A 16514-nucleotide genomic window follows, 5' to 3' on the forward strand; every position below is an offset into this window, starting at 1 on the left:
ATGCTAAGAACCTCTATACGGACAGGCTAAAATGCGCGCCCGGCTAACCGCTGATCCTTTTCCAACGCGCCCCACAAGGTTCGCTACGTGATCGAGTTTCAAAACGTCCATAAGACTTACCGCGTCGGCGGTAAGGACATCACCGCGCTGCATCCGACCAGCCTCTCCATCGAGAACGGTCAGGTGTTCGGCCTGATTGGCCATTCCGGCGCGGGAAAAAGTACCCTGCTGCGTCTGATCAATCGCCTGGAGGATTCCAGTGGCGGCAAGATCATCGTCGACGGCGAAGAAGTCACCGCGCTGGACGCCAATGGCCTGCGCCGTTTCCGTCAGCAGGTCGGAATGATCTTCCAGCACTTCAACCTGCTGGCCTCCAAGACCGTGGCCGACAACGTCGCGCTGCCGCTGACCCTGGCCGGTGAACTGTCCCGCGCCGAGATCGACCGGCGTGTGGCCGAATTGCTGGCGCGGGTCGGCCTGTCCGATCACGCGAAGAAATATCCGGCGCAGTTGTCCGGCGGCCAGAAGCAGCGTGTGGGCATCGCCCGCGCCTTGGCGACCAAGCCGAAAATCCTGCTGTGCGACGAAGCCACCAGCGCCCTCGACCCGCAGACCACCGCCTCGGTGCTGCAACTGCTGGCCGAGATCAACCGCGAGCTGAAACTGACCATTGTGCTGATCACCCACGAGATGGATGTGATCCGCCGTGTCTGCGATCAAGTGGCGGTGATGGATGCCGGCGTGATCGTCGAACAGGGCTCGGTGGCTGAAGTGTTCCTGCATCCGAAGCACCCGACCACCAAGCGTTTCGTGCAGGAAGACGAGCAGATCGACGAGAGCGAGCAGCGCGATGACTTCGCTCACGTGCCGGGTCGCATCGTGCGTCTGACCTTCCAGGGCGACGCGACCTACGCACCGTTGCTCGGTACCGTCGCCCGGGAAACCGGTGTGGACTACAGCATCCTGGCCGGTCGTATCGACCGCATCAAAGACATTCCTTACGGGCAATTGACCCTCGCCGTCACCGGTGGCGACATGGAAGCGGCTTTTGCCCGCTTCACCGCCGCTGACGTTCACATGGAGGTGTTGCGCTAATGGCAGACCTGATGAGTTTCTTCACCAATATCGACTGGTACGAAATCTGGCTGGCCACCGGCGACACCATGATGATGCTCGGCGGTTCGCTGCTGTTCACTGTGCTGCTCGGCCTGCCGTTGGGTGTGCTGCTGTTTCTCTGCAGCCCGCGGCAATTGCTCGAAGCCAAAGGTGTATACGCCTTGCTGTCGCTGGTGGTGAACATCCTGCGTTCGCTGCCGTTCATCATTCTGTTGATCGTGATGATCCCGTTCACCGTGCTGATCACCGGCACCTCGCTGGGTGTGGCCGGTGCGATTCCGCCGCTGGTGGTCGGTGCGACACCGTTCTTCGCGCGCCTGGTGGAAACCGCTCTGCGTGAAGTCGATCGCGGCATCATCGAAGCGACCCAGTCGATGGGTGCGACTACCCGCCAGATCATCATGAACGCCTTGTTGCCGGAGGCCCGTCCGGGCATTTTCGCAGCGATTACGGTGACGGCGATTACACTGGTTTCCTACACCGCAATGGCGGGTGTGGTGGGTGCCGGTGGTCTGGGTGACCTGGCGATCCGTTTCGGCTATCAGCGTTTCCAGACCGACGTGATGATCGTCACCGTGGTGCTGCTGCTGATTCTGGTGCAAGTGCTGCAGATGGTGGGCGACCGGCTGGTCGTGCATTTTTCGCGCAAATAACCCGGTTTGGTAATCAAAAAATGAGCCGGCCATTCGCTGGCAGGTGCCACACGGGCACCTCAAAAGGAGTTAGCTGAATGAAAAAACTGATCGTTGCTCTGGCTGCGGTTGCAGCGTTCTCGGCCCATGCCGAGGAAACCCTGACCGTTGCCGCCACCCCGGTGCCGCACGCGGAAATCCTCGAGTTCGTCAAGCCTGCCCTGGCCAAAGAAGGCGTGGATCTGAAGGTCAAGGTTTTCACCGACTACATTCAGCCGAACGTGCAGGTCGCCGAAAAGCGTCTGGACGCCAACTTCTTCCAGCACCAGCCGTACCTCGATGAATTCAACAAGGCCAAGGGCACCAGCCTGGTGGCCGTGACCGGCGTACACCTGGAGCCGCTGGGCGCCTACTCGAGCAAGATCAAGAAAATCGAAGACCTGCCAGGCGGCGCCAATGTGGTTATCCCGAACGACGCCACCAACGGCGGCCGTGCGCTGTTGCTGCTGGACAAGGCGGGCGTGATCAAGCTGAAGGACTCGAAAAACATCCTGTCGACCGTCAAGGATATCGCCGAAAATCCTAAAGACCTGAAGATCCGCGAACTGGAAGCCGCGACCATCCCGCGTGTGCTGACTCAGGTCGATCTGGCGCTGATCAACACCAACTACGCGCTGGAAGCCAAGCTCGATCCGTCCAAGGATGCGCTGGTCATCGAAGGCAACGACTCGCCTTACGTGAACATCCTGGTGTCCCGTGCGGACAACAAGGACAGCGACGCCATGAAGAAACTGGCTGAAGCCCTGCACAGCCCGGAAGTGAAGAAATTCATCACCGAGAAGTACAAGGGCGCGGTGTTGCCGGCGTTCTGATCCTGGCTTACAGGCATAAAAAAACCGCAGTTCAGGCTGCGGTTTTTTTTGATCCGGGCTTTTACTTGCGGTTCAACATCACCGGCAACTGCGCAATCAGCTTGGCATTATTCAACGGCGCCCGAATGAAACCGCGCTGCGTACCATCAGACCCGATCACCGCCAGATTGCCGCTGTGATCCACCGTGTAGTTCGGTTTGCTGGTATCCGCCGGAATGAACGGAATGCTTACCGCGTTCGCCACCTTCTGCAGTTCCTCGATCGACTTCGGCGTCAGGCCGATGAACTGCTTGTCGAAGTAACCCAGGTACTGCTTCAACTGCGCAGGGTTGTCGCGGTTCGGGTCGACGCTGACCAGCACGATCTGCAATTTATCCACAGCGTCCTTCGGCAGTTCGCTCTTGATCTGGCGCAGCTGGGCGAGGGTGGTCGGGCAGATGTCCGGGCAAAAGGTGTAGCCGAAGAACAGCAGGCTCCATTTGCCCTTCAGCTCGTTGACCGTGACCGGCTGGCCGTCCTGATCGGTCATCGTCACGTCCGGCAGGTTGCGGCTTTGCGGCAGCAGGATGATGCCGGCGTCGATCAGTGCCGTCGGGTCGCCCTGGCCCTTGCCGCTCAGCACTTTGTTGACGGTCAGGCCGAGGATCAGCGCGATCACGGCCACGAGGATGAAGACGGTTTTCTGGGTTCGAGTCATAGGTTCAACAGTAAGTAGTGGTCTACGAGCAGGGCGATGAACAGCAGAAACAGGTACCAGATAGAGTACTTGAAGGTGTTGATCGCCGCGTGCGGCCGAGTGCCACGGTACAGCACCAGGGCCCATTGCAGAAACCTTGCGCCCAGCCCGAGGGCGCAGATCAGGTACAGCGCGCCGCTCATGTGGATCACGTACGGCAACAGGCTGACCGCCAGCAGAGCGAAGGTGTACAGCAGAATGTGCACCTTGGTGTAGTGCTCGCCGTGGGTGACCGGCAGCATCGGGATGTCGGCCTTGGCGTATTCCTCTTTGCGATGGATTGCCAGCGCCCAGAAGTGCGGCGGGGTCCAGGCGAAGATGATGAGTACCAGCAGCAACGGTTCGGCACCGATATGGCCGGTGGCGGCGGTCCAGCCGAGCAGTGGCGGGGCGGCGCCGGCGAGGCCGCCGATGACGATGTTCTGCGGCGTCGCGCGTTTGAGGAAACCGGTGTAGATCACCGCATAGCCAAGCAGCGAGGCCAGGGTCAGCCACGCGGTCAGCGGGTTGGTGAAGGTCAGCAGCAAGGCCTGGCCGAGCAGTGCCAGCACCAGCGCAAAGGTCAGTGCCGCGATGGGCGCAACCCGGCCTTCGGCCAGCGGCCGTTTGTGGGTGCGAGCCATGACGGCGTCGATGCGCCGGTCCACCACATGATTGACCGCCGCCGCGCCCCCGGCGCACAGCGCGATGCCCAGGTTGCCGAACACCAGCACTGTCCACGGCACGCCGGCGCGGGTGGCGAGGAACATGCCGACCAGCGAGGTGATGAGCATCAGCACCACGACTTTCGGTTTTGTCAGCTCCAGGTAATCACGCCAGATCGCCTGTCCGGGACGTTCGCCGATCAGAATCGCCATGGCGTCTCTCCTTTTATCGTGATGGGCGCCGCCGACTGTTTACGCGGACTCAGACGCCAGCGCGCGAGCATCGGCTGCTTGACCCTGACCAGGCTGGTCCGCGCGTGATAATTGACCAGCACCATGGTCAGCAGCAGCGCCGCGCCGCCGGCGTTGTGCGCCACGGCCACCGGCAGCGGCAAATGGAACAGTACGTTGCTGATTCCGAGGGTGATCTGTGCTGCGAGGGCGACCAGAACCAGTCCGGCCAGTCGCGTCATGCCCACCACTTTCAATTGCCACGCGAGCCCGAGCAGGACCATCGTCACCAGCAAGGCGCCGATGCGGTGGGTCAGGTGAATCGCCGTGCGGGCGTCGCTGTCGAGCTGTCCGCCGAGGTAATTGGGGCCGATGTGTTGCGTCAGATGAAAGCCGTTGGCGAAGTCCGCCGGTGGCAGCCATTGGCCATGGCAGGTCGGGAAATCGATGCAGGCCACCGCCGCATAGTTGGAACTGACCCAGCCGCCCAGGGCGATCTGGCCGATCACCAGCAGCAATCCGGCGGTGGCCCAATATTGCAGACGTTTGGGCACGGTCAGTGCCGGCAGCACGCCGGACAGTCTCAGGGTCAGCAGAAACAACAGGCTCAAGGTCGCGAAGCCGCCCAGTAAATGTCCGGTCACCACTTGCGGCCAAAGCTTGAGCGTTACCGTCCACATGCCGAACGCCGCCTGGGCGAATACCACCGCCAGCAGGAACAGCGGCAGTTTCAGTGGCTGTCCCGGATGCCGCCGGTGGACCCACGCGCGCCCGGCCAGAATCGAAATCAGCAGGCCGAGGGTGCCGGCGAAATAGCGGTGGATCATCTCGTTCCAGCCTTTGTGCGCCTCCACGGGTGAGTCGGGGTAATGCAGTTCGGCATGGGCCAGCTGGGCTTCGCTTTTCGGCACGCTGATGAAGCCGTAGCAGCCGGGCCAGTCCGGGCAGCCGAGCCCGGCGTGGGTCAGGCGGGTGTAGGCGCCGAGCAGCACCACGATCAGTGCCAGCAATGTGGCGAACAGCGCGAGGCGAAATCCAGGTTTGGCCATGACGATGCCCTTATCCGATATTCGACAGTTTCAGCAGGTGACGCAGGTCGTTGAGCAGATCCTTGCCCTTCACACTCGGGTCGTAGCGCAGCACGAGATTGCCGTGGGGGTCGATGATCCACAGCTGCGGCGTGGTTTTGTCGCCGGTCGCCTTGCTGAACGCGGCGGCGTCCAGCGGATAACGTTGCAGTTGCGGATATTCGCGAGTGAGTTTGGCCTGGTAGTCGGCGCTCAGCGGTTGCGCGGCGGCCAGTGCGTGGCTGGCGCGTCCGGCATCGCGGCCGAGACCGATCTGGATCTGCCGCGCCAGGTACACCAGTTGCTGGCAGTCCACCGCGCAGTCTCTTGGCGCGGTCACCAACATCTGCCAGCGCGTTTCGTCAGCCGTCACGCCCAGATCGGCGCGGCTCTGGCCGTTGCCGATCAGCTCGCCGTGGTAGCTGCGACCGTCAGGAACCCAGAACTGCAACTTGTACATGCCGGTGGCAAGGATCATCGGGCCGATCACGCCAAACAGGATCAGCAGCAGTTGAATGCGCCCGCGGCGGCGACTGGCCGGGACTTTGACTTCAGACATGCTGGGTGGATTCATGGCCGCTCCCATGGTGTTTCTCCTTCGCGTTGTGCAATCCGAGGTAGAGGTAGAGACCGAACAGGGCGGTGGCCATGGCGAACCACTGCACGGCATAACCGAGATGTTTTTCCGGGCCCATGGCGACCACCGGCCAGTCGGCCTGATAGCTGGCAGGGCCGGGTTCGGCGCGTAACTCATAAGCGAAGCCATCGCGCTCGAGGGTTTTCCACAACTTCGCGGGATCGACGGCGGTGATGGTCTGCGGCCAGGTGCTGCTGACCGGGTCGGCGTGCAACTGGAAGGTCGCGCCGGGGGCGACGTACACCCAGGCGTCGACATTGACGGCATCGGCCGGTGTGTTGAATTGCGGGGTTACGCGGCGGTCCGGCCATGGCAGCCAGCCGCGATTGACCAGCAGCCAGAGGCCGGTGCGCTGATCCTGAAACGGTTGCAGCAATTCGACACCGACCTTGCCGTCACGCTGCCGGTTATCCAGCAGCAGGCTGTGCGCCGCATCGAACCGGCCATGCAGATGCACTCGGCGAAAGGCCGGATCGGTGCTGTGCAGCAACTCGGTGCTGGCCATCGGTTCGGCGGCCCGACGCTCGGCATAACTGGCGAGCAGGGCGGTTTTTTCCGCACCCCGGCCCAGCTGCCAGAAGCCCAGCGAAATCAGCAGCGGCAGCAGCAAGGCGACCACCAGCGTCGGCACAAGGCCTGGCCGGAAGCGCTTCATGGCTGCGCCAGAAAAGCAGTGAATGCGACCGCTATACTTGATTGCATCGCCTGTACCCCCGGAGTCTTCCCATGCTCAAAGCAGCGATCGTCCTGATGCTGATTGCCACGGTGATCAGCCTGTTCAGCGGCCTGTTTTTCCTGGTCAAGGACGACAGCAGCTCGAATCGCCTGGTCATCGCCTTGAGTGTTCGGGTGGCATTGGCCGCTTGCACCGTCGGCTTGATTGCCTGGGGTTTCTACAGCGGCCAACTGGTGTCGCACGCGCCCTGGTAGCTCTGTCCTTCAGAGCACGTAAACGAAGATGAACAGACCGATCCACACCACATCGACGAAGTGCCAGTACCAGCTCGCGGCTTCGAAGCCGAACTGGTGCTCGTTGTCGAAGTGGCCCTTCATGATCCGCATCAGCATCACGAACAGGATGATCGTGCCGATGGTCACGTGGGCGCCGTGAAACCCGGTGAGCATGAAGAACGTCGCGCCGTAGATCCCCGAACCGAGGGTCAGGCCCAGTTCGTGATAGGCGTGCATGTACTCCTCGGCCTGCAGGGCGAGGAAGCCGCAGCCCAGCAGTACGGTAATCGCCAGCCATAGCTTCAGCGCGCCACGATGGCCTTTCTTCAGGGCATGGTGGGCGATGGTGATGGTCACGCTGGAGCTCACCAGCAGGATGGTGTTGACCAATGGCAGGCCCCAAGGGCTGATGACTTCCTTGGGCGGCGGGAACAGTTTCGGATCCGGCGTGTGCAGCAGCGGCCAGGTGAACTGGAAGTTCGGCCAGAGCATGTGCGCAATGCCTTTTGTGCCTTCGCCACCCAGTGCCGGGCCGGAGACGTGCCGCACGTAGAACAGCGCGCCGAAGAAGGCGATGAAGAACATCACCTCGGAGAAGATGAACCAGCTCATGCCCCAGCGGAACGAGCGATCCAGCTGCGGGCTGTACAACCCGGCGCGGCTTTCCTTGATCACCGCGCCGAACCAGCCGAACAGCATGTACGCCAGCAACAGTCCGCCGACGAAAAAGATGTACGGCCCATGGGATTCCGGGCGCGCCGCTTTCAGATCGTTGAACCAGGTGGCCAGGCCGTAGACAGTGATGACCATGCCGAAGGTGGCGATGATCGGCCACTTGCTCTGGGCCGGGACGTAATAGTGCTCGTGAGTTGCCATTTATTGTTCTCCTTATCGGGCACGCTTAACCGCCAGTGTTTGCAGCCACCGGAGGATGTCGGGCGGTGATATCGAACAGCGTGTAGGACAGCGTCAGGTGCTTCACGTCCTTGGGCATGTCGCGGTCAACGATGAAACGCACCGGCATCTCGATCTGCTGACCGGGCTGCAGCACCTGCTGGGTAAAACAAAAGCATTCGGTCTTGTGGAAATACGCCGCCGCTTCACTCGGAGCGATGCTCGGCACGGCCTGGGCGCTCATCGGTTTGTCGGTGGGGTTGCGGGCGACGAAGATCATCTCGTTCACCGCCCCGGGATTGGCTGTGAGTTCGTCATGCTTGGGATAAAACTCCCACGGCATGTCGATATTGTTGGTCGACAGGAACTGCACCCGCACCTGCCGCGACTGATCCACGACCTGCTCGCCTTCGTACTGCCCGGCGGTCTTGCCATTGATGCCGAAGGCCTTGCACATCACGTCATAGAGCGGCACCAAAGCAAAACCGAAGACGAACATCGCCACCACCACGCCGAGCAGTCGGGTCACCAGTTTCTTCAGTGAAATCGAGTCAGCCATGATCTTTGCCCTCGACCGAGAATCCTGCGGGAGCTGGCTTGCCAGCGATGCAGCCGACGCGGTGTTTCAGGCGGGCCGCCATCGCGGGCAAGCCCGCTCCCACAGGCGTTTCCACAAGGCAGAAAGTGTTCATTTCACTTCCGGCGGCGTGGTGAAGGTGTGATACGGCGCCGGCGACGGCACGCTCCATTCCAGCCCTTCGGCGCCATCCCAGGGTTTGGCCGGAGCCGGCGCGCCGCCACGGATGGTCTTGATCACGATGAACAGGAAGAAGATCTGCGTGGCGCCGAACATGAACGCGCCGATCGACGAGACCATGTTGAAGTCGGCGAACTGCAGGTTGTAGTCCGGAATCCGCCGGGGCATCCCTGCCAGTCCCACGAAGTGCATCGGGAAGAACGTCAGGTTCATGCCGACAAAGGACAACCAGAAGTGCAGCTTGCCCAGGGTTTCGTCATACATGTGGCCGGTCCATTTCGGCAGCCAGTAGTAGGCCGAGGCGAAGATCCCGAAGATCGCTCCCGGCACCAGCACGTAGTGAAAGTGCGCGACCACGAAGTAGGTGTCCTGGTACTGGAAGTCCGCCGGGGCGATGGCCAGCATCAGCCCGGAGAAGCCGCCGATGGAGAAAAGGATCACGAACGCCACGGCAAACAGCATCGGTGTCTCGAAGGTCAGCGAGCCTTGCCACATGGTGCTGGCCCAGTTGAACACCTTCACTCCGGTCGGCACCGCGATGAGCATCGTCGCGTACATGAAGAACAACTCGCCTACCAGCGGAATGCCCACCACGAACATGTGGTGCGCCCAGACGATGAACGACAGGAACGCGATGCTCGCCGTGGCGTAGACCATCGAGGTGTAGCCGAACAGCGGCTTGCGCGAGAAGGTCGGGATGATCTGGCTGACGGCACCGAAGGCCGGCAGGATCATGATGTACACCTCGGGGTGACCGAAGAACCAGAACACGTGCTGGAACAGCACCGGATCACCGCCACCGGCGGCACTGAAGAAGCTGGTGCCGAAGTGGATGTCCATCAGCATCATCGTCACGCACCCGGCCAGCACCGGCATCACCGCGATCAGCAGGAACGCGGTGATCAGCCAGGTCCAGACGAACAGTGGCATTTTCATCAACGTCATGCCGGGGGCGCGCAGGTTGAGGATGGTGGCGATCACGTTGATCGCGCCCATGATCGAACTGATCCCCATCAAGTGGATGGCGAAGATGAAGTAGGTCACGCTTTCCGGCGCATAGGTGGTGGACAGCGGCGCGTAGAACGTCCAGCCGAAGTTCGGCCCGCCACCGGGGGTGAACAGGGTCGAAACCAGCAGCAGGAATGCCGCTGGCAGCAGCCAGAAACTGAAGTTGTTCATCCGTGGCAGGGCCATGTCCGGCGCGCCGATCATCAGCGGGATCATCCAGTTGGCGAGGCCGACGAACGCCGGCATCACTGCACCGAAGACCATCACCAGCCCGTGCATGGTGGTCATCTGGTTGAAGAACGCCGGCTCCACGATCTGCAGACCGGGCTGGAACAGCTCGGCGCGGATCACCATGGCGAACGAGCCGCCGAGCAGGAACATGCAGAACGCAAACCACAGGTACAGCGTGCCGATGTCCTTGTGGTTGGTGGTCAGCACCCAGCGCATCAGGCCTTTGGCGGGGCCGTGGGCGTGGTCGGCGTGACCGTGGTCATCGATGACAGCGCTCATGGCCGGTCTCCTTCAAGTGAGTGGACTTGGCAGGCCGGGGCGCCTTGCCCCGGCCGGTTCACGCAGTACGCAATAGACCGGCTCATTTGCTTTCCGCCTGTTTCAGCTCCAGCACTTCTTTTGGCGTGACCATGTCGCCCTTGTTGTTGCCCCAGGCGTTACGTTCGTAGGTCACGACCGCTGCGATATCGACTTCCGAAAGTTGCTTGCCGAAGGCCGCCATGGCGGTGCCCGGCTTGCCGAAGTACACGCGGTGCAGGTGATCGGCTTTCGGCCCGGTGGCAATCGGCGAGCCTTTGAGCGCCGGGAACATCGGCGGCAGGCCCTGACCTTCGGCCTGGTGACAGGCCACGCACGTGGTGTGGTAGATCTTGTCGCCGCGCTCCTTGAGCTCGTCGAGGGTCCACTCCTTGCTGGTCAGCTCCTTGAGCTGCGCCGCTTCGGCCTTGCGGTCGGCCAGCCATTTCTCGTAGTCGGCCTTCTCCTTGACGTCGACCACGATCGGCATGAAACCGTGATCCTTGCCGCACAGCTCGGCGCACTGGCCACGGTAGATGCCGGGCTTGTCGATGCGCGTCCACGCTTCGTTGACGAACCCGGGGATCGCATCGCGCTTGACCGCGAAGGCCGGCACCCACCAGGAGTGGATCACGTCGGCGGAGGTGACGAGAAAGCGCACCTTGGCGCCGATCGGCAGCACCAGTGGCTTGTCGACCTCGAGCAGGTAATGCTCGCCCTTGGCTTCTTTGTTGTGAATCTGTTCGGCAGGCGTGGCGAGGTTGCTGAAGAACTCGACGTCCTGGCCCAGGTATTTGTAGTGCCACTTCCACTGGTAACCGGTGATCTGGATATCGATATCCGGCTCGCTGGTGTCGTACATGCGAATCAGCGTGGCAGTCGCCGGAACGGCCATCGCGATCAGGATCAGCAGCGGGACGACGGTCCAGAGGATCTCGACGGTGGTGCTTTCGTGGAATTTTGCGGCGACCTGTCCGGTAGAACGGCGGTGCACCATCATCGACCAGAACATGGCGCCGAAGACGATGATCCCGATCACCACACAGATCCAGAAAATGGTCATGTGCAGGTCGAATACTGCGTGACTGATTTCAGTCGCTCCAGGCGCCATATTCACAGTCCAGGCCGCGTTGGCCTGGCTGAAAATCGACCACAACAGGAGGCCCATCCAGACGTGTGGATGTCGCATCATTGCGGGTTCCCCTTATCGTTCTTGTTATCCCGGAGGCGTAACGCCTGCGGCAAGGGAGCGGCTGCATCAGACTACGAACTTGAATTGCCGGGCCTTGCTGCGGGTGCAGTCGGGCGTCATCAGCTAACTCCATTCAATGGCGAGTATAGACAGCGGCTGAAAAATGCAATGTGCGGGCGTAAATCGGATGAAACGGGTGGTACTTGCGTTCCACGGCACGAATGGAGAAGCATGCAGACGAGTGGTGGCAAACCGATATAACGCAGGTGCATCAAGGATGAAATAATTATGACAAATGCGTCTTAGCATTTTTCGTAAGCCAGCTAAGTTATGTCTTCCCTATTTCATTGCCTTGTTTCCTGGAGTTTTCATGAACACCGCCGCATTGCGCGAGCAGATCCACATAGCCCGACAACACGAGATCGAAACCGGAAAGCTGACCCGTCAGCTCGAACACCAACTGCAACACCTTCACCCGGCCATCCAGTTGCCGGAAACCGACGCCATCGGCGTGCTGACGCATTTTGTCGCCGCCTACATCGATGAAGTGCCAGACCTGCTGGATGCAGCCAATGAAGTCGCCAGGGAAGCGGGAATCGAGTCACAGATCAAACCGGTGCTGAAAATCGCCGAGCAGTACTTTCTCCAGCCGCCGGTCGGTCTGGACAGTCTGCTGGACGAGGCCTATCTGGCCCACCGCTTTGTCGAAGAGGTCAACGACCTGTACATCAAGCATTTCGGCCAGCCACTGATCCCCCTGGACATGACGGTCGCCAATCTGATTGCTCACCAGTTGCTCGGTGAGAAATTTGCCAATCAACTCGATGAAGTGGTGCACCACGCGGTGGACAGCATGCTCGACGACGACAGCTTTGCACTGGAGTCGGTGGAAGCCTACCGCGAAAAACTCAGCAGCCCGGACACCGGTGCGGCCTGGAAACGCTGGCCGTGCATGAGCCGCCGCCTGGGCGTGGGCCTGGAGCTGGATCAGCCTGCGGCTTGATCTCTGCGCAAACGATTGGGGGAACAGATTGCTCTGTTCCCCCAGGTGTTTTCAGCCTGCCGCACCGATGCCGGTAGTGGTGCGAACCCGCCCCTCGAGTCTGCGCTTCAATCCCCGTGACTCGATCAACAGCTTCGACCCTTTGGCCGCATTGGCTCGACCCCATTCTTCCAGCAGTTCCAGACAGGAGTGGTCGATGTAGCTCAGATTGTTGAGCGGCACATGCACCGTCGTGCCCGGCGCAATACTGCCCAGCACCTGAGTCAGCGCCGGCACCTTGAGGAATGTCGCCGCACCCACCAGCCGCAACTCCATTTCCCCCTCCTGCGGCAGATCGATCAGGCTGATCTTCAGCCGCGAAGCCTTGAACGCCAGTTTCACCAGGGTCAGGCCGAAACCGATCAGCACACCGGTCAACAGGTCGGTGAAAATGATCGCCAGCGCCGTTGCGGCGTAGGTGAACATCGGCATTCGGCCATAACGTCCCAGGCCGCGAAAGGCTTTCAGGTCCACCAGTTTGAAACCGGTGTAGACCAGCACCCCGGCCAGACTCGCCACCGGAATGCTTTGCAGCAGACTCGACAGCAACAGCACGAAGGCCAGCAGCCACAGGCCATGGAAAATCGTCGAGTAGCGCGTGGTCGCACCGGCCTGGACGTTGGCCGAACTGCGCACGATCACCCCGGTCATCGGCAGTGCGCCGACCAGCCCGCAGAGCATGTTGCCGACCCCTTGCGCCGACAGTTCGCGGTCGAAGTCCGAACGCGGGCCGCTGTGCATGCGATCTACCGCAGCGGCGGACAGCAGGGTTTCGGCGCTGGCGATGAAGGCCACGGCAAACGCGGCGATCAGCACAGACGGATCGGCCAGGTTCAGCAGGTCCGTCGGTTTCAGCCAGTCAATGGCTTCGGTGAGGTTCGCCGGTACTTCGACCCGTTTGACCTGCAACGCCAGCAGCAGACTGGCACCGGTCGCCAGGCCGACACCGAGTAACGCGCCCGGAATGAAGCGCAGTGACTGTGGGCGGAGTTTCTCCCACAGCCACATCACGGCGATGGTCGACAGCCCCAGCAACCCGGCCTGCCAGCCAAAGGACGGCAAGGCCTGCGCCACCGCCCCGGGAAACGCTGTGAGGTTGTCGAGCCCGGAGGGTTTCGGTGCTGCATCGAGCATCACATGCACCTGTGAAAGCACGATCAGCACGCCAATCCCGGCAAGCATGCCGTACACCACCGCCGGTGCCGTAACCCGGAACCAGCAGCCGAGCTTCAGGCGTCCGGCCACCAGTTGCAGAAAGCCCGCCAGCAGCAAAATCGGGCCGAGCATCTCGATCCCGTGCTGGCGCACCAGTTCGAACACCAGCACCGCCAGCCCTGCCGCCGGCCCGCTGACCTGCAACGGCGACCCCGCCAGCCAGCCCACCACCAGCCCGCCGATGATCCCGGTGATCAACCCTTTGGCCGGCGGCACCCCTGAAGCAATCGCAATGCCCATGCACAGTGGCAGGGCGACCAGAAACACCACCACCGAAGCGAGCAGCTCCCGTGGCAACACCGCTTTCAATTGAGCCGCACGCATGATGATTCTCCCGAAGCTTTTTTCAGGCGTGGCCAGGCCTGGCCGCCGAAACGGCGGCCGGCCACACGGATATTTAGGAGGATTCAGAAGCGCGCTTTGGGCGTCGCCACCGGAATCGGATGGCTGCCGTCGAGCGGTCGGAAGCATCCCTGATCCGCGTCGTAAGCTTTGATTTCGCTGGTTTCGATGTTGTAGACCCAGCCATGGATGAACAGATGACCGTTCGCCATGCGCGAGGCTACCGAAGGGTGGGTACGCAAGTGCTGCAGTTGGGCGATGACGTTCTCCTCGGTGAGGATCGGCATGCTCTCTTTTTCGTCGGTGCAGTGGCAGTTGTCGTGCACCATGGTTTTCGCGACTTCGGCGTGACGCAGCCAGGCTTTGACCGTCGGCATCTTTTCCAGACTGCCCGGGTTGAGTACTGCGCGCATGGCGCCGCAATCGGAGTGGCCGCAGATGATGATGTGCTGCACGCCAAGCGCCAGTACCGCGTACTCGATGGCGGTGGAAACGCCGCCGTTCATCTGGCCGTAAGGTGGAACGACGTTACCGACATTGCGGGTCACGAACAGATCGCCGGGGGAACTCTGGGTGATCAGTTCGGGAACGATGCGCGAGTCGGCGCAGGTGATGAACATCGCCCGTGGCGACTGGGCCGTGGCGAGTTTCTTGAAGAGTTCTTCCTGCTGCGGAAAGACCTCATGATGAAAATGCAAAAAGCCGTCGACGATATGTCGCAGTGCTGCATCGGCGGATGCCGCCCCGGGGACGGCTGGCGCCGACGCAGCCAACGGCTGTTTATCCTTGTCACTCATGATTCATCCTCTTTGGCGGATTCTGGGAGTCATTCCCGTGTATTCCGGTATGAAGCCAGTGGCTGTTCAAAAGATCCGGGCCGTCCTGACCCATCAGTCACTCGATGAGCAAGGTAACCGCCGAAACTTAACTCAAACTGAATCGGACGCTCTAGAACGTGTGTTCCAGGTCACAAAAAACGTGACCGTGTTGCTCGACCAGAGGTTGATTGCCCCTAGATCAGCGCCATTTGACGACCCGGCGGACAAAAGGCCGTGCAGTCGAGATTGAAACCTTCGCGGCGATTGAGCCCCAGACGCTTGAGGGTTTTGGCGAATCGCTGGGCGAGCAGGTCGGCGAACGGCCCTTCACCGCGCATGCGGGCGCCAAAACGGCTGTCGTACAGTTCGCCGCCACGGCTCTGGCGGATCAGGCTCAACACATGGGCGGCACGCTGCGGGTAGTGCGCCTCGAGCCATTCCTCGAACAGCGGCGCCACTTCCAGCGGCAGGCGCAGCATCATGTACGCAGCGCTTTGGGCTCCGGCGGCGTGGGCCTCTGTGAGCAGGCTTTCGATTTCGCGGTCGTTGATCATCGGAATCATCGGCGAGCACAGCACACCCACCGGAATCCCTGCTTCGCGCATCACCCGGATGGCCCGTAATCGCGCCTTGGGCGCCGCGGCACGGGGTTCCAGGATGCGTTTAAGCTCATCGTCCAGCGTCGTGAGGCTGATCATCACCGCCACCAGCCGATGCTGCGCCAGCTGAGTCAGCAGGTCGAGATCCCGCAGGATCAGCGAGCCCTTGGTGACGATGGTCACCGGGTGCCGGTAGCGCAGCAGCACTTCGAGGATCTGACGAGTGATTTTGTGTTCGCGTTCGATCGGCTGGTACGGGTCGGTATTGGAGCCCAGATTGATCGGCGCACATTGATAGCCTTTTTTCCCCAGCTGTTCTTCCAGCACCTGGGCTGCGTTGGTCTTGGCAATCAGCTTCGTTTCGAAATCCAGCCCGGGCGACAGGTCCCAGTAGGCGTGGCTCGGTCGTGCGTAGCAATAGATGCAGCCATGCTCGCAGCCGCGATAGGGATTGATCGAGCGGTCGAAGGGCAGGTCCGGCGAAGTGTTGCGGGTGATGACGGTCTTCGCCGTCTCGATCCGCACCTCGGTGCCCTGGGTGTCGGGCACTTCCTGATACCAGCCGTCGTCCTCGGCCACCGAACGACTGGGTGCAAAACGGTTGTGCGGGTTGGTGGCGGTACCGCGACCGCGCGGGGGCAGGGGGCTGGTCATCACGGATTTCCTGTATCTGTATATGCATACAGTATCTGCTGCAGGCAGGATGATCCACTACCGTTCGGCCGTCGATCAGTAACAGGCTGGATTAGTTGGGCGCTTATTTAAATAAAAGTTCATGCAGGTGAAAATCAAAGAAACATAAGTTGGCTGGTGGTTTATTGTTTGAGTTCATAGTATTGGCCCCGCTTTACCACACTTGTTTAAATGAAATGCAAAAGGATTTGATGATGTCGTTTTTTAATTCGCGCGGTGTTTTTCTGCAATTGCTGCAACCCGGTCCATCGGAGCCGAATACATTGGTTTCCATGCAACTTGCGCGCAAGGAACAGGGCTGGGACGCCGAGGCGGACGAGCCGATGGAAAGACTGGTGGACTCCATTTTCGTCACCGCGACCTCCACGGATGGCGGGCATACCTTCAGTATTGGCCGCCTGGAGCATGATGTGGATCGTGACGGTGAAGTCGGTGAGCAGGATCGGGCCAAACTGGCTGCCCTGGCCAAAGCCTATGCCAGTATTACCAATCCGTAACAGTGATTGAATATATAACCCCTGCATGATTTTTCATGCAGGG

At 61.0% G+C, this 16514-nt stretch carries 18 protein-coding genes; 6 read left to right on the top strand and 12 right to left on the bottom strand.

Going from position 1 to position 16514, the window contains the following annotated elements:
* The first annotated feature begins 87 nt into the window (after positions 1-87).
* From NWV16_RS01330 to NWV16_RS01340, 3 genes are all read left to right on the top strand, one after another.
* Entirely contained in the window at positions 88-1095 is a 1008-nt protein-coding gene (locus NWV16_RS01330; RefSeq protein ID WP_065260663.1) for a methionine ABC transporter ATP-binding protein, read from the top strand.
* Positions 1095-1769 carry a methionine ABC transporter permease gene (locus tag NWV16_RS01335; protein WP_065260662.1) on the top strand — a complete coding sequence of 225 codons (675 nt, stop codon included), beginning with the start codon at positions 1095-1097 and terminating at the stop codon, positions 1767-1769. The genes NWV16_RS01330 and NWV16_RS01335 overlap by 1 nt, the downstream gene beginning before the upstream one ends.
* A 77-nt stretch (positions 1770-1846) precedes the next feature.
* Positions 1847-2620 (top strand): MetQ/NlpA family ABC transporter substrate-binding protein, encoded by a 774-nt coding sequence (locus NWV16_RS01340; RefSeq protein WP_260521679.1) that lies wholly within the window; start codon positions 1847-1849, stop codon positions 2618-2620.
* A gap of 61 nt (positions 2621-2681) precedes the next feature.
* Here NWV16_RS01340 and NWV16_RS01345 read toward each other — a convergent pair whose 3' ends face one another.
* Genes NWV16_RS01345 through NWV16_RS01365 form a run of 5 tightly spaced genes read right to left on the bottom strand, consistent with a single transcriptional unit; the run spans position 2682 to position 6590 of the window.
* On the bottom strand, positions 2682-3317 hold the full coding sequence (locus tag NWV16_RS01345; protein WP_260521680.1) for an SCO family protein: 636 nt from the start codon (positions 3315-3317) through the stop codon (positions 2682-2684).
* Complete coding sequence (gene cyoE / locus NWV16_RS01350; RefSeq protein ID WP_260521681.1) at positions 3314-4213, bottom strand: heme o synthase; 900 nt, start codon at positions 4211-4213, stop codon at positions 3314-3316. The genes NWV16_RS01345 and cyoE overlap by 4 nt, the downstream gene beginning before the upstream one ends.
* Complete coding sequence (locus tag NWV16_RS01355; protein WP_260521682.1) at positions 4201-5280, bottom strand: COX15/CtaA family protein; 1080 nt, start codon at positions 5278-5280, stop codon at positions 4201-4203. The genes cyoE and NWV16_RS01355 overlap by 13 nt, the downstream gene beginning before the upstream one ends.
* Positions 5281-5290: 10 nt before the next feature.
* The gene (locus NWV16_RS01360; RefSeq protein ID WP_260521683.1) at positions 5291-5884 is read right to left on the bottom strand and encodes a hypothetical protein; all 594 of its coding nucleotides are present in this window, start codon (positions 5882-5884) and stop codon (positions 5291-5293) included.
* Complete coding sequence (locus NWV16_RS01365) at positions 5850-6590, bottom strand: SURF1 family protein (RefSeq protein ID WP_260521684.1); 741 nt, start codon at positions 6588-6590, stop codon at positions 5850-5852. Before NWV16_RS01365 ends, NWV16_RS01360 begins: the two co-directional genes overlap by 35 nt.
* Before the next feature lie 71 nt (positions 6591-6661).
* Between NWV16_RS01365 and NWV16_RS01370 the strand changes: the two genes are divergently transcribed.
* Entirely contained in the window at positions 6662-6865 is a 204-nt protein-coding gene (locus NWV16_RS01370) for a twin transmembrane helix small protein (protein WP_065260656.1), read from the top strand.
* Between the two features lie 9 nt (positions 6866-6874).
* Here the strand turns inward: NWV16_RS01370 and NWV16_RS01375 are convergent, their stop codons facing one another.
* From NWV16_RS01375 to coxB, 4 genes are all read right to left on the bottom strand, one after another.
* A complete protein-coding gene (locus NWV16_RS01375; protein WP_065260655.1) occupies positions 6875-7762 on the bottom strand; it encodes a cytochrome c oxidase subunit 3 in 888 nt (295 codons plus the stop codon).
* 25 nt (positions 7763-7787) lie between these two features.
* Positions 7788-8339, bottom strand: coding sequence for a cytochrome c oxidase assembly protein (locus NWV16_RS01380; RefSeq protein ID WP_260521685.1), 552 nt, complete (start codon positions 8337-8339; stop codon positions 7788-7790).
* 129 nt (positions 8340-8468) lie between these two features.
* Positions 8469-10055, bottom strand: coding sequence for a cytochrome c oxidase subunit I (gene ctaD / locus NWV16_RS01385; RefSeq protein WP_065260653.1), 1587 nt, complete (start codon positions 10053-10055; stop codon positions 8469-8471).
* An 82-nt stretch (positions 10056-10137) separates the two neighbouring features.
* Positions 10138-11265: a cytochrome c oxidase subunit II gene (coxB, locus tag NWV16_RS01390; RefSeq protein ID WP_065260652.1), complete on the bottom strand. Its 1128-nt coding sequence runs from the start codon at positions 11263-11265 to the stop codon at positions 10138-10140.
* Positions 11266-11635: 370 nt separating this feature from the next.
* Between coxB and NWV16_RS01395 the strand changes: the two genes are divergently transcribed.
* The gene (locus tag NWV16_RS01395) at positions 11636-12268 is read left to right on the top strand and encodes a hypothetical protein (protein ID WP_260521686.1); all 633 of its coding nucleotides are present in this window, start codon (positions 11636-11638) and stop codon (positions 12266-12268) included.
* A gap of 51 nt (positions 12269-12319) precedes the next feature.
* Here NWV16_RS01395 and NWV16_RS01400 read toward each other — a convergent pair whose 3' ends face one another.
* The 3 genes from NWV16_RS01400 to NWV16_RS01410 all read right to left on the bottom strand — a co-directional run bounded on the left by NWV16_RS01400 (position 12320) and on the right by NWV16_RS01410 (position 15935).
* On the bottom strand, positions 12320-13846 hold the full coding sequence (locus NWV16_RS01400) for a SulP family inorganic anion transporter (RefSeq protein WP_260521687.1): 1527 nt from the start codon (positions 13844-13846) through the stop codon (positions 12320-12322).
* Between the two features lie 83 nt (positions 13847-13929).
* Positions 13930-14661 carry a carbonic anhydrase gene (locus tag NWV16_RS01405; RefSeq protein ID WP_065260649.1) on the bottom strand — a complete coding sequence of 244 codons (732 nt, stop codon included), beginning with the start codon at positions 14659-14661 and terminating at the stop codon, positions 13930-13932.
* A gap of 215 nt (positions 14662-14876) precedes the next feature.
* On the bottom strand, positions 14877-15935 hold the full coding sequence (locus NWV16_RS01410) for a PA0069 family radical SAM protein (protein WP_260521688.1): 1059 nt from the start codon (positions 15933-15935) through the stop codon (positions 14877-14879).
* A 233-nt stretch (positions 15936-16168) separates the two neighbouring features.
* Between NWV16_RS01410 and NWV16_RS01415 the strand changes: the two genes are divergently transcribed.
* Positions 16169-16471, top strand: coding sequence for a hypothetical protein (locus NWV16_RS01415; protein ID WP_260521689.1), 303 nt, complete (start codon positions 16169-16171; stop codon positions 16469-16471).
* The last annotated feature ends 43 nt before the right edge of the window (positions 16472-16514 follow it).

It is taken from the genome of Pseudomonas sp. BW7P1 (assembly GCF_024981055.1).
Taxonomy (GTDB): domain Bacteria; phylum Pseudomonadota; class Gammaproteobacteria; order Pseudomonadales; family Pseudomonadaceae; genus Aquipseudomonas; species Aquipseudomonas bananamidigenes.